Source organism: Phenylobacterium sp. (assembly GCF_036402295.1).
In the GTDB taxonomy this organism is placed as follows: Bacteria; Pseudomonadota; Alphaproteobacteria; order Caulobacterales; family Caulobacteraceae; genus Phenylobacterium.
The window spans coordinates 1-12,323 of the sequence record NZ_DASWTE010000047.1; the positions used below are offsets into that span (position 1 = coordinate 1).

The following is a 12,323-nucleotide window of genomic DNA, read 5'->3' on the forward strand; positions in this document are numbered from 1 at the left end:
GGCGCACGGCCGGCAGGAACTGGAAGCAGCCCACCATCAGCGCCGTGCCGGCGCCGGCTACGTGCAGGGTCAGCCAGGGCCGGGAGAAGAGGTTGCCGAACACCTCGGGCGACAGGTTCTGGACCTGCGGCGCGAAGTAGTAGGCGTAGCCCGCCACGCCCACGCTGAGGAAGGCGGCCAGGCCCCACAGGGTCCAGGGGAGGATGCGAGTCATTGGGGATCGGCTCCGGTCTTTAAAGTCGATGACCAAGGGGTGGCCGCCTCGCCGTCCCGCGCCAAGGGGGGGATACGCGAGCGGCGCCAGGCTTGCGCGAACGGCTGCGCCTATTCCGCCAGTCGTGGCAGGATCGCCGCGAACGACTCAGGCCGCCAAGAGCCCTCCAAGAGCCGCGATGACAGACCTGCTGGCCCGACCCTGGATCCGCCGCCTCGCCGCGGACCTCGCCCTATGGGTGGCCGTCGGCGTCATCATGGCGTTCCTGGGTCCCTTCGGCTCGTCCGAGCGGACGCTGCCCGAGCGGCTGCTCTACTGGCAGATCTGCATGGTGGGCGGCGGCTTCATCGGCGTCGCCATCGACGAGCCGGTGCGCCATCGCGTGCCCTACTTCTGGGGCCGCGTGCTGCTGGTGAGCACGGCCATGACCCCGTTCGTCACCGTGCTGGTCGGCTTCACCAACCACTACCTGGGCGGCATGCGGCTGACGTTGGCCAACGTCGCCGAGCCCGCCTTCCAGGTGTTCGTCGTCTGCTTCGCGGTCATGACGCTGCGCCAGCTGGCGTGGGCCGAGCGGGTGACGGTGGTCGTCGCGCCGGAGCCGGAGGAAGACCCCACCACCGCCTTCCGCCAGCGCCTGTCGGCCAAGCGCCGGGCCGCCGCCCTCTTCGCCGTCGAAGCCGAGGACCACTACCTGCGCGTCCACACCGACGCCGGCGACGAGCTGATCACCGCCCGCTTCGCCGACGCCCTGGAGGAACTGGCCGCCGCGCCGGGCTTCCAGACCCACCGCTCTTGGTGGGTCGCCGCCGACGCCATCGACGACGTGAAGTGGCTGCGCGGCCGCGGCGAGGCGAAGCTGAAATGCGGGCTCACCATCCCGATCAGCCGCAGCAACGCCGGGCCGCTGAAGCAGGCGGGGTGGTTCTAGCGGCGGGGCGCTGCTACAGCCGCGACGTCGAGATCGTCGTGTCCGCGCGCCGCCAGGCGTCGCCGAACTCGCGGCCGACCTGCGCCGCCTCCTCGCTCTTGCCCTGCGCCTGCAGCGCCTTGGTCAGGCCCATCAGCGCCCAGCCGTCGCGGCGGTAGTGGTGCAGGCTGTCCTTGTAGACGGCCTCGGCTTCGGCGTGCTTGCCGGCCTCCAGCAGCGCCGCGCCCAGGAGGTGCGCCACCGGCCGGTGCCAGTAGGCGGGCTCGGTGTAGGGCAGCTTGCGCTCCAGCTCCTGGGCCTTCTTGAAGTGGGCGATCGCGCCCGGCAGGTCGCCCGACTTGCGCGCGATCTCGCCGTCCACGCTGGCCAGCGCCACCGGGATCATCGCCTCCGCCGGCACATTGAACGCCACGTACTTGTCGAACTTGATCTTCTGCAGCGCCGCGATCCGCGCGCGGCTGGCCTGCGCGCTCTTCACGTCGCCGGTGTTCGCCTGGGCGAAGGCCCGGGCGTAGAGCCACATCGCCGTGTCGAGCTCCAGCACCTTGTCGGGCGCGGGCTCGGCCAGGATCTCCTTGTATTTCCCGAACCGCAGCAGTGTGACCACCGGCGTGAAGTTGTAGAGCTCGGCGATCGACATCTGCTTCGACAGGTTCGGCGCGTCGACCGCCTTCACCAGCCGGCGCGAGGCGTCGATGGCGGTCTGGTAGCGCCCCTCCATCTCGGCCGAGGTCCAGAGGAAGTGGATGTTGTGGCCGTAGTAGCCGGCCGGATAGAACCCCTGCGCCTTGCAGGCGGCGATGTAGTCCTCGTCGACCTTGGCGGCGGCCTCGTTGGCCGAGGCGGCGTCGGCGTAGCGGCCGACGCGGTAGTAGATGTGGCTGGGCATGTGCACGATGTGCCCGGCCGCCGGCATCAGCTTCAGCAGCCGGTCGGCCGCGGGCTCGGCGCGCTCGGGCGTGGTCGAGGCCTCGACGGCGTGGATGTAGAGGTGCAGCGCGCCCGGGTGGTTCGGCGCCTTGCTGAGCACCTGCTCCAGCGTGGCCACGATCGCCGCGCCGTGGCCCTTCGGCGTCTTGGCGTCGGCTTCCCAGTAGTCCCAGGGCTGAGTGTCCATCATCGACTCCACCCAGAACGTCAGCACGTCGACGTCGTCGGGGTGCTGCTTGGCGAGGTCGGCCATGGCCGCGGCGAAGTCGGCGTTCAGCTTGGCGCGGTCGGCCTGCTTGCTCTCGGCGTAGCGCTTGCCGAGCGCCGCGATCCAGGCCTGCTCCTTGGGTGAGACCTTGGGCGCGAGGGCCTGCGCATTCTTCAGCGCCTGCCAGGCCGGGCCGACGGCGTCGTCCTGCATGGGCAGGTTGATGTTCGAGCCCAGGGCGAAGGACACGCCCCACCAGCACATGGCGCAGTTGGGATCTTGCCGGGCCCCCTCGCGGAACGAGCGGATCGCCTCGGCGTGGTTGAAGCCGAACAGCAGCCGCACGCCCTGGTCGAAGAACTTCTGCGCCTCGGGCGTGGCGGTCACCTTCATGTGGTGGTCGCCCAGGTTGCCGAACACCGGCGCGCCCGGCTTGTCCGCCTGGCCGCCGTAGATGGCGGGCATGGGCGGCAGGCCCATGCTCATGCCCTTCATGTCGTGCGGCTGGGCGACAGCGGCCGTGGCCCACAGGCTCACGGCGGCAAACAGGCTCACGCGCATCATGGCGTTCCCTCCCCGGGCTATATTGCGGCGGAGGTTGGCGCCGAACGTCACGTTCGGAAAGTCCGACGTTGCGCTGTTACGCCTTCAGGCTGACGGTCGACCCGGGGACGTAAGGCGCCGCCTGCACCACCTGTGTCGGCGAAAGCTCGGGCGGCGGCGACAGCGACCCGCCATAGGTCACCGCAGGCCCCCGCTCGGGCTTGGCTTCCTCGACCTTGGTCGCCTCTTCGGGCTTTGCCGGATCGACGCCCTTCTTGGCCAGCTCGACGTCGCTGCAGTTGCGGCAGACGTAGCCGTTGACGATTTCCATCGACATGCAGCCACCGTCGCATGATTGCGGTTAAGCTTCGGTTCGCGTCGGCAGCCCGCTGAGGAACCCGGTGATCGCCGCGTTGAACGCCTCGGGCTTGTCGATGTTGGCCGCGTGGCCGGCGCCCTCGATGATCTCCTTGCGCGCGCCCGGGATCTTGGCGGCCATGTAGTCGCTGGCGGCCAGGAACGGTGTGTCCTCCGAGCCCACGACGACCACCGACGGCACGCGGATGTCCGGGAGCGAGGTGATCACGCCAGCGTCGCGCTGGGTGAGCATGCCGCGCGCCGCCAGCGCCAGGCCCTTGGCGCTCTTGTGCTGGGCGTAGCGTCGCTCGGCGCTGCCCGCCTCCAGCACCTTCAGCCCATCGGTCTCGTAGCGCTCGGCGGTCTTCAGCGCGTTGCGGTTCCAGCCGTCTCGGGCCTCGTCGTTCTTGTAGCCGGGACCGGTGTCGATGATCAGCAGCGCCTCGGTCCGCTCGGGGTGGACCCGGTGGAAGGCCAGCGACATGTAGCCGCCCAGCGACAGGCCGCCGATCACCGCGCTCTTCGCGCCCACTTCGTCCAGCAGCGCCGCCATGTCGGCCACGGTCGCCGGCTCGGAGTAGAGCGCGGGGTCGTCGGGGCTGTCGGACTGGCCGTGGCCGCGCATGTCCCAGATCACCAGCTGGTGCTCCTTCGACAGCGGCTCGATCTGCCCCTTCCACATCTGGGAAGTGGCCGAGTAGCCGTGGGTGAGGAGGATCGTGGGCCCCTTCCCGTGGACCTCGTAGTAGACGCTGACCCCGTCGTCGCGCTTGAGCATCGGCATCAGGCGGCCTCCGCCTTGGCCCGGCTCACCGCCTTCATGATCCCGTCGACGATGGTGTCGAACAGCGCCGGCGGGAAGTCGTGGCCCATGCCCTCGACCACCACCAGCTCCGCGCCGGGAATGCTCGCCGCCGTGTCCTGGCCGCCGGTCAGCGGCACCAGCGGGTCGTCCGAGCCGTGGATGACCACCGTCGGCGCCTTGATTGTGGCCAGCTTCGGCCGCCGGTCTGGCGAGGCCGCCGCGGCCGCGTACTGTCGCTGGAAGCCGGCCGGCGAATAGCTGCGGTTGAAGTCGTTCCTGATCCGCAGCCGGGTCTCCTCCAGGTTCGGCGGATAGCCGGGCGAGCCCACCACGACGGCGCCCTTCACGCTGTGGTCGAGGTAGCCCTCGAAGTCGACCAAGGGGTCCGGGCCACGGTCGTTCAGCACCGCCATCGCCTCGGGCTTGGCCGGCGGCAGCTCGCGGTTGCCGGAGGTGGACATGATGGACGTCAGCGACAGCGTCCGCTCCGGATGGTCGGCCGCCACCAACTGCGCCACCATCCCGCCCAGCGAGGCGCCGACGACGTGCGCGCGCTCGATCCCCAGCGCGTCCAGCAGGCCGATGGCGTCCTTCGCCATGTCGTCCAGCAGGTACGGCACATCGGGCTTCTTCCCCTCGCCCAGCGCCTTGAAGAGCGACGGGAAGTCTGGGACCCCCTCCAGCTTGCTGGAGAGCCCGATGTCACGGTTGTCGAACCGGATGACCCGCAGCCCCTTCGCCGCCAGCTTGTCCACGAACGCGCTCGGCCACCGCGTCATCTGGGCGCCCAGGCCCATGATCAGGATCAGCGGCTCGCCGTCCGCCGGCCCCGTGACGTCGTACTCGAGCTCGATCCCATTGGCCTGCGCCCGCGCCATCGCGTCCTCCCTTCGTTGTGGGGAGCATCGAAGGCCCATCGCGCGGGCTTGTCGAGGGTAACGGCGCGTCAGCGCCGCAGGATTCAAACCGCGGAAGGCGCGGAAGAACGCGGAAGGCGCGAGACCGATTCCGCATCTTTCCGCGTTCTTCCGCGGTTCCTGTTGAGCGCCTGCGAAGCTCCTACGCCGCCTTCTGGCTCGCGATCCAGCGCTTCACGTTGGCTTCGACCACCGGCAGCGGCTGGCTGCCGCCGCTCAGGACCACATCGTGGAACTTGCGGTAGTCGAACTTCGCGCCCAGCTCGCGGCGGCTTTCGTCGCGCAGCGCCTGCAGCTTCAGCATGCCGATCTTGTAGCAGGTGGCCTGCCCCGGATTGACGAAGTAGCGCTGGATCTCGGCGCGGATCGCCGCCTCCGGCTGGGCCGAGTTGGCCATGAAGTAGGCGACGGCCTGCTCCTCGCTCCAGCCCTTGTGGTGGATGCCGGTGTCAACCACGAGCCGGATCGCCCGCCAGATCTCGCCCGAGAGCCGGCCGAAGTCGTTGTAGGGGTCGGTGTAGAGACCCATCTCCTTCGGCAGCGCCTCGGCATAGAGGCCCCATCCCTCCGAGAAGGCGGTGTAGCCGTACTGGGTGCGGAACTTCGGCAGACCTGTCAGCTCCTGGGCGATCGAGATCTGCATGTGATGGCCGGGCAGGCCCTCGTGGTAGGCGATGTTCTGCAGCTGGTAGGTCGGCATCGCGTTCATGTCCGACAGGTGGGAGTAGTAGATTCCCGGCCGCGACCCGTCCGGCGTGCCCGCGAAATAGTGCTGGGCGGCGCCCGGGATCTCGCGGAAGGCCTCCACCCGGCGCACCACCAGGTCGGCCTTCGGCAGGATGCCGAAGTACTCCGGCATCTTCCGCTTCATTTCATCGAGGAAGGCCTCGGCGCGCTGTAGGTACTGCGCCCGGCCCTCGTCGCTGTTGGGCAGGTAGAACTGCTTGTCCGTCCGCATGAAGTCAAAGAACTCGGGCAGCGTGCCGGCAAAGCCCACCTTGGTCTTCAGCGCCTCCATCTCGCCGCGGATGCGCGCCACTTCCGACAGGCCCAGCGCGTGGATCTGGTCGGCCGTCATGTCGGTGGTCGTCTGCAGCTTCAGCATCGCGGTGTAGTAGGCGCGGCCGTTCGGCAGGGCGTGCGCGCCGCTCGCGGCTTCCGGCGTCTTGGCCATGTCTTCGGTGAGCCAGGCGGCCAGGCGGTCGTAGGCCGGCTTCATCTGGCCGGTCATGGTGTCGGCGGCCGCCTTCACGAAGCCGTCGGCCTGAGCCTGGTCGATCTTGCCGGCGGCCCTGAGCGCCTCGGCCTTCTTCTTCACGTCGGCGAACAGGGGGGAGTCGTCGCCGGCCGAGAACGGCGCGCCCTTGGTCACCCGGGCGATGTCGGCCAGGCCCTGCTTGTGGTCGAAGCGCGGCATGCGCACGCCGTCGGCGGCGCCGGCCTTGGCCCGCACGAGCAGCTGATCCAGCGCCTCGTCCATCAAGGCGATCCGCGCGACATAGGCCTGCAGGTCGGCCGGCTCGTCCACGCGGTGGAAGTTGATCAGGAAGTTCGGCAGGCCCACGTGCGCCGAGCCGCGGGCGAAGACGTAGCGGTGGCGGCGCCATTGGTTACGGATCTGCGCCCGCTCCAACTCCATGGCCCACATGTCGAACGAGGTGCGGGCCGCGTCATCCAGCTTCGCCCGATCGAAGCGGGCCTTCATCTTGGCCACGCTCTGCCGACGCCAGGCGAGCTGGCGGTCGGCGGCGGCCTCGCTGCGGTCGGTGAGCTTGTCGTACTGCTCCTTGCGGCCCTGCGAGGTCAGCTCCTCAGGATCCATCTGCACCTCCTCCTCGTACTGCGCGTCGAGGAAGGCGGTGAGCGCCCTGGACTGTTCGGCGACCTTGGGGTCGCGCGCCTGCGCCCAGGCCGGGGCGGCCGTGGCGAGCGCCGCGGCGGTGGTGGTGGCGAGGAAGCTGCGGCGGTCGATGGCGTTCATACGGGTCAAGCCTTCTGGGTGGCGATCCAGCGGTCGATCACGCCCTCGACCACGGTCAGGGGCATGGCGCCGCCGAGCAGTCCGGCGTCGTGGAATTTGCGGATGTCGAAGCGGGGACCCAGGGCGGCCTGGGCCTTCGCGCGCAACTGCAGCCAGGTGAGCTTGCCCACCATGTAGGCGCAGGCTTGGCCCGGACGGATGCAGTAGCGCTCGATCTCGGTGGTGGCCGACGAGCGCGGACTGCCGTCGATCGAGACCATGGTGTCGATGGCCTTGTCGCGGCTCCACTTCATGGCGTGCAGGCCGGTGTCGACCACCAGGCGCGCGGCGCGGAACAGCGAGGCCTGAATCTGGCCCAGCTCGCCCAGCGGATCGTCCTTGTACATGCCCATCTCGAGCGCGACCTGCTCGGCGTAGAGCGCCCAGCCCTCGGCGAAGGCGGGGAAGCCCGCCGTCCGCCGCAGCATCGGCAGGTCCGCCTCCTGCTGCAGCGAGCGCTGCAGGTGATGCCCCGGGATCGCCTCGTGGTAGGTGAGCGTCTTCAGCGTCCAGGACGGGTTCTCGGCGCTGTTCCGCAGGTTGATCCAGTAAATGCCGGGCCGCGAGCCATCCAGGGCGGGGCGGTTGTAGTAGCCGCCGGGCGCGCCGGCCTCGATGAACTTCGGCACGCGGCGGATCTCGACGTCGGCTTTGGGCAGCGCGCCGAACATCTCTGGCAGCCGCGGCCGGATCGCGGCCACCTGCTTGTTGAGATCGGCGATCAGCTGTTCCTTGGCCGCGTCGGTGTTGGCGTAGTGGTATTTGGTGTCGGCGAAGAGCGCGGCGATGCGCTCGCCCACCGTGCCCTTGGTCATCCCCTGCTTGGCTAGGATCGCCTCGGCCCGCGCGTTCAGCTCCTTCGCCGTCTCGAGGCCCATCTGGTGGACTTCCTTCGGCGTCAGCGTCGTGGTGGTGAAGTTCTTCAGCGCGTCGCGGTAGTAGGCCTCGCCGTCGGGCAGCTTCCAGACGCCCGCCTCGGTCGTGGCCCTGGGCTGCAGCGACTTCATCAGTGCAATCTGGCGGTCCAGCGCCGGATAAACGTCGGCTGTGACGATCCGCTCGCCCTGCGCCTTCCAGTCGCCGCCGATCCCCTTCTCCGCGGCGCGCTGGGTCAGCTGGGTGACCAGCGGCGAGGCCGCCGGCTCCGACGCCCTGAGCGCCGACATCTGCTGCACGGCCCGCTCCAGGATGAACACCGGCGGGACGACGTTCAGCGACACGTCGCGGCGGACCCGCTCGACCTCTTCGTCCATCACCGTGGCGAAGGCCTTGAGGCGCGAGAGGTAGGCGTCGCAATCGGCGCTGGTCTCGATCGAATGCTGCGAGCCCAGGAAGTCCGGGACGTCCTGATAGGCGCCGGTGAGCTGCGACAGGACATAGGGCTGGCCCGCCCCCTCCTGGCCGTAGGCGTAGCGGCGACCGGTCTCGGCGTTGCCTTCGAGCTGGAACAGCACCGCGTCGTAGTTGGCCTGGTCGAAGGCCGACAACTTCGTCCGGTCGATGGTCTTCACCTCGGCCAGGTGCTTGCGGGTCCGGGCCTTGGACTCGTCCAGCGACTTGATCGAGGCGCTGTCGAGCAGCGACTTGGCCGCCGCCCGCGGCCCCTTATCGAGGCCCAGCCGGGTCACCGCCTCGGGACTTTCGGCGAGGTTGTCCTCGAAGATGCGGTCGAAGATGGCGCGGAGCTTGGCGTCCTCGGCGGTGTGTTGCGCGAAGGCGGGGCCGGCCGCGGCGAGCGCCGCACCGGTGGCCAGGAAGGTGCGGCGGTCCATCACGCCGCCTTCGTCCTCGCGATGTAGAGGTCGACGACGTTCTCCAGCGCGGTCAGCGGCATGGAGCCCGAGAGCAGCACGGCGTCGTGGAACTTCCGCGGGTCGAACTTCGCCCCCAGCGCCGTCTTCGCCTTCTCGCGCAGCCGCAGGATGGTGACCTTGCCGACCATGTAGCTGCAGGCCTGGCCCGGCCAGACCGAGTAGCGCTCGATCTCCTGTGCGGCCAGCGGCTCGGGGTCGCCCTCGATGGCGCGCATCTCGGCGATGGCCTTCTCGCGCGACCACTTCAGGTGATGCAGGCCCGAGTCGCAGACCAGGCGGGCCGAACGCAGCAGCGCGTCGTGGATGTAGCCCAGCTCGTTCAGCGGCTCGCCCTTGTAGAGCCCCATCTCCTGGACGACCTGCTCGGAGTAGAGCGCCCAGCCCTCGGCGTAGGCGCCGAAGCCCATGACCCGGCGGATCATCGGCAGGTCGGCCTCGCGCTGCATGGCGATCTGCATGTGATGGCCGGGCAGGCCCTCGTGGTAGGTCGTGGTCGGCAGGAACCAGTACGGGCTCTCGGCCGTGTCGCGCAGGTTCAGCCAGTAGACGCCCGGACGCGAGCCATCGAGGCTCGGCGCCTCGTAGTGGGTGGACGCGCCGCCCTCGGTGGCCGGCGGGATGCGGCGGATCTCCAGCCCGGCCTTCGGCAGCGTCCCGAACTGCTCGGGCAGCCGCTTCTGCATCGCGGCCACCACCTTGTTGAGGTCGGCGATGATCTGGGCCTTGCCGGCGTCGGTGTTCGGATAGACGCCCTGCTTGCTCTCGTAGAGGGCGATGTAGCGCTCGCCGACGCTGCCCTTGGTGTAGCCGATCTGCTTGAACAGCACGTCGGCGCGGGCCGACAGCTCGGCGGTCACCTCGCGGCCCATCTTGTGGACCTCGTCGGGGGTGATCTTGCTCGTCGTCTGCGCGGCGAGGACGTGGTGGTAGTAGGCCTGGCCGTCGGGCAGCCGCCAGATGCCGGCCTCGTGCACGGCCTTGCCCTTCAGGCTCTCCAGCAGCGCCATCTGCCGGTCCAGCGCCGGGACCACCTTGCCCTCGTAGGCGGCCCCGCCGGCCGCCAGCCAGTCGCCGGCGACGCCCTTGGCCTTCGCGCGGTTGGCCAGCGAGGTGACCAGGGTCGACGTGTCGGCCGGCGCCCGCAGCACCTTCATGCCCGAGAGCGCGCCGGTGATCGCGTAGTCCGGCGGCACGACACCCAGGCCCACATCGTGGCGGACCCGCTCGACCTCGTCGTCCATCGACTTCGCGAAGGCCTCCAGGCGCGCGATGTAGGCCTGGCAGTCCTCACGCGTCTCGATCGAGTGCTGGCTGTCGAGGAAGTCCGGGACCTCCTGCCAGGCGCCGCAGATCTGGGCCAGCACGTACGGGCTGCCCGTCCCCGCGCCGCCGTACTTGAAGCGCTTGGCGCCCTCGTCTGTGGACTCCAGCTCGAACAACAGGGTGTCGTAGTTCACCGCCGCCATGCCGCCGAGCTGCTTGCGGTCGATGGCCTTCAGCCGGCGGAGCTGGTCGGCGTTGCGAGCCTGGCGCTTCGCCACGCCGGCCAGTGACGCGTCGTGCAGTTGCGACTTAGCCGCCGCCCGCTCGCCCTTATCGAGGCCCAGCGAGGTGACGAGCTCGGGGCTGTCCTCCAGGGCCTCCTTGAAGACCTGGTCCAGGAACGTCGTGAGCTGCGCCTCGGCGCCGGTCGGCTGGGCCGTCGCGCGCGTGGCCGCCAGGGCCACCGCGGCGCCCGCGGCCATCATCAGTTGCCGGCGGTTCTGCACGTAACGCCTCCCCGTAACTTCTCGTGATGCGAAGGCTTAGAGGGCGCGGTGAGGCAGCGGCAAGGCAGAAGGGTTGGTATGGCGCATTAAATCCCGGTAATGCGGAACAAGCTTCCCCTGCCCCCTAGCGAAGGGCGGTCAGATCGGCTGTATTGCCGCCGCTCGCAGGCAAGGAATCCATTTCGATGTTACGTGTTTCGCGGTGCGCTCTGGCCGCCGTCCTGTCGCTTACCCTGGCCGCGCCCGCCTTCGCCGAGCCCAAGCCCGTCACGCCGGCCCAGGCCGACAAGGCGCTGGCCAAGATCCGCGGCGGCGCCGGCTTCAAGACCGCGCTCGCCACCCTGGACGCCCAGCACGACCGCATCGTCGCCGACACCATCACGCTGACCGAGATCCCCGCCCCGCCCTTCAAGGAGCAGAAGCGCGCCGAGGCCTACATGGCCATGCTGAAGGCCCACGGCCTCGCCGACGTCGAGATGGACGCCGAGGGCAACGTGATGGGCCTGCGCCGCGGAACCGGCAAGCCGGGCGGCCCCGTGGTGGTGATCGCCGCCCACCTCGACACCGTCTTCCCGGAAGGGACCAACGTGAAGGTCCGCCGCGAGGGGACCAGGCTGTTCGCGCCCGGCGTCGGCGACGACACCCATTCGCTGGCGGTGCTGCTGGGCTACATCCGCGCGCTCGACGCCGGCAAGGTCCAGACGAAGAAGGACATCCTGTTCGTCGGCAACGTCGGCGAGGAGGGCCCCGGCGACCTGCGCGGCGTCCGCTACCTCTTCACCAAGGGCAAGTACAAGGACCGCGTCGCCGCCTTCTTCTCGATGGACGGAACCTCGGCCCCGCGCGTCACCTCGGGCGCCGTGGGGTCGCGCCGCTACCGCGTCACCTTCAAGGGCCCGGGTGGGCACAGCTACGGCGCCTACGGCCTGGTGAACCCAATGGCCGCCATGGGGACGACGGTGGTCGAGATGAACAAGATCAAGACGCCCACGAAGCCCAAGACCACCTACATGACCAGCGTGGTCGGCGGCGGCACATCCGTGAACTCGATCCCCGACGCCATCTGGCTCGAAGTCGACATGCGCTCCGAGAGCAAGGACGAGCTCGCTAAGGTCGACGCCCAGTTCCTGCAGGTCGTGGCCGCCGCGGTCGACGCCGAGAACGTCGCCCGCTCGACCGCCCAGGGCAAGGTCAGCGCCGAGATCAAGGTGATCGGCGACCGCCCGACGGGGAACACCCGCGAGGACGCCGAGATCGTGCAGATGACCGCCGCGGCCGTCCGCGCCGCCGGCTACGAGCCGGTGCTGGGCGCGAGCTCGACGGACTCCAACGTGCCGATCAGCCTGGGCATCCCGGCCGTCACCATCGGCTCCGGCGGCCAGGGTGGGCGGGCGCACGCCCTCGACGAATGGATCGACGTGTCGAAGCCGGAAAGCGTCAAGGGCATGTCCGTGGGCCTGGCCGCGCTGCTGGCGATGGCGGGGACGTAGGGACGCTCACCATTCCACAATACCCACCCGCATCCCACACTGCCCTCCTCCTCGATGGAGGAGGGTTGGGTGGAGGTGTGGCCGCTGAGGTGACGCCGATGGCGCTGGCCGGCGCCTCACGAGGCCAGCCCCCTGCGCACACCTCCATCCCGGGCCTTCCTCCATCGAGGAGGAAGGGAGCATGACAACGACCATCGCCATCATCGGCGCCGGCCCCGCAGGCCTGTTCGCCGCGGAGCATCTGGCGACGGCCGGCTGCGCCGTGACGGTCTACGAACGCATGCCGTCGGTGGGGCGCAAGTTCCTGATGGCCGGCCGCGGCGGG

General features: G+C 69.6%; 10 protein-coding genes and 1 pseudogene. 3 read left to right on the plus strand and 8 right to left on the minus strand.

The window, feature by feature from the left end; all coding sequences use genetic code 11:
• Positions 1–214 (minus strand): annotated as a pseudogene (locus tag VGD44_RS02910) (DUF2306 domain-containing protein); the annotation flags it as partial.
• Positions 215–392: 178 nt separating this feature from the next.
• Here VGD44_RS02910 and VGD44_RS02915 point away from each other — a divergent pair.
• The gene (locus tag VGD44_RS02915; protein WP_331083695.1) at positions 393–1,145 is read left to right on the plus strand and encodes a LytTR family DNA-binding domain-containing protein; all 753 of its coding nucleotides are present in this window, start codon (positions 393–395) and stop codon (positions 1,143–1,145) included.
• Between the two features lie 13 nt (positions 1,146–1,158).
• On the opposite strand, the gene VGD44_RS02920 is transcribed toward VGD44_RS02915, so the two are convergent.
• The 7 genes from VGD44_RS02920 to VGD44_RS02950 form a co-directional block, all read right to left on the minus strand.
• Entirely contained in the window at positions 1,159–2,844 is a 1,686-nt protein-coding gene (locus VGD44_RS02920) for a hypothetical protein (protein WP_331083697.1), read from the minus strand.
• A gap of 79 nt (positions 2,845–2,923) precedes the next feature.
• Positions 2,924–3,163, minus strand: coding sequence for a hypothetical protein (locus tag VGD44_RS02925; protein WP_331083699.1), 240 nt, complete (start codon positions 3,161–3,163; stop codon positions 2,924–2,926).
• A 24-nt stretch (positions 3,164–3,187) separates the two neighbouring features.
• On the minus strand, positions 3,188–3,967 hold the full coding sequence (locus tag VGD44_RS02930; protein ID WP_331083701.1) for an alpha/beta fold hydrolase: 780 nt from the start codon (positions 3,965–3,967) through the stop codon (positions 3,188–3,190).
• Complete coding sequence (locus VGD44_RS02935) at positions 3,967–4,866, minus strand: alpha/beta hydrolase (RefSeq protein ID WP_331083703.1); 900 nt, start codon at positions 4,864–4,866, stop codon at positions 3,967–3,969. Before VGD44_RS02935 ends, VGD44_RS02930 begins: the two co-directional genes overlap by 1 nt.
• Positions 4,867–5,047: 181 nt before the next feature.
• Complete coding sequence (locus tag VGD44_RS02940) at positions 5,048–6,886, minus strand: DUF885 domain-containing protein (RefSeq protein WP_331083705.1); 1,839 nt, start codon at positions 6,884–6,886, stop codon at positions 5,048–5,050.
• A gap of 5 nt (positions 6,887–6,891) precedes the next feature.
• Positions 6,892–8,697, minus strand: a complete 1,806-nt coding sequence (locus tag VGD44_RS02945; RefSeq protein ID WP_331083707.1) for a DUF885 domain-containing protein — start codon at positions 8,695–8,697, stop codon at positions 6,892–6,894.
• Positions 8,697–10,508, minus strand: coding sequence for a DUF885 domain-containing protein (locus VGD44_RS02950; protein WP_331083709.1), 1,812 nt, complete (start codon positions 10,506–10,508; stop codon positions 8,697–8,699). The genes VGD44_RS02945 and VGD44_RS02950 overlap by 1 nt, the downstream gene beginning before the upstream one ends.
• 185 nt (positions 10,509–10,693) lie before the next feature.
• Between VGD44_RS02950 and VGD44_RS02955 the strand changes: the two genes are divergently transcribed.
• Positions 10,694–11,998, plus strand: coding sequence for a M20/M25/M40 family metallo-hydrolase (locus VGD44_RS02955; protein WP_331083711.1), 1,305 nt, complete (start codon positions 10,694–10,696; stop codon positions 11,996–11,998).
• A gap of 181 nt (positions 11,999–12,179) precedes the next feature.
• Positions 12,180–12,323: FAD-dependent oxidoreductase (locus tag VGD44_RS02960; RefSeq protein WP_331083713.1), on the plus strand; the 144-nt coding region annotated here is incomplete at its 3' end.

Coding starts and splice junctions, on each gene's coding strand:
- VGD44_RS02915 (WP_331083695.1), top strand. CDS start 393: ATGACAGACCTGCTGGCCCGACCCTGGATCCGCCGCCTCGCCGCGGAC.
- VGD44_RS02920 (WP_331083697.1), bottom strand. CDS start 2,844: ATGCGCGTGAGCCTGTTTGCCGCCGTGAGCCTGTGGGCCACGGCCGCT.
- VGD44_RS02925 (WP_331083699.1), bottom strand. CDS start 3,163: ATGTCGATGGAAATCGTCAACGGCTACGTCTGCCGCAACTGCAGCGAC.
- VGD44_RS02930 (WP_331083701.1), bottom strand. CDS start 3,967: ATGCCGATGCTCAAGCGCGACGACGGGGTCAGCGTCTACTACGAGGTC.
- VGD44_RS02935 (WP_331083703.1), bottom strand. CDS start 4,866: ATGGCGCGGGCGCAGGCCAATGGGATCGAGCTCGAGTACGACGTCACG.
- VGD44_RS02940 (WP_331083705.1), bottom strand. CDS start 6,886: ATGAACGCCATCGACCGCCGCAGCTTCCTCGCCACCACCACCGCCGCG.
- VGD44_RS02945 (WP_331083707.1), bottom strand. CDS start 8,697: ATGGACCGCCGCACCTTCCTGGCCACCGGTGCGGCGCTCGCCGCGGCC.
- VGD44_RS02955 (WP_331083711.1), top strand. CDS start 10,694: ATGTTACGTGTTTCGCGGTGCGCTCTGGCCGCCGTCCTGTCGCTTACC.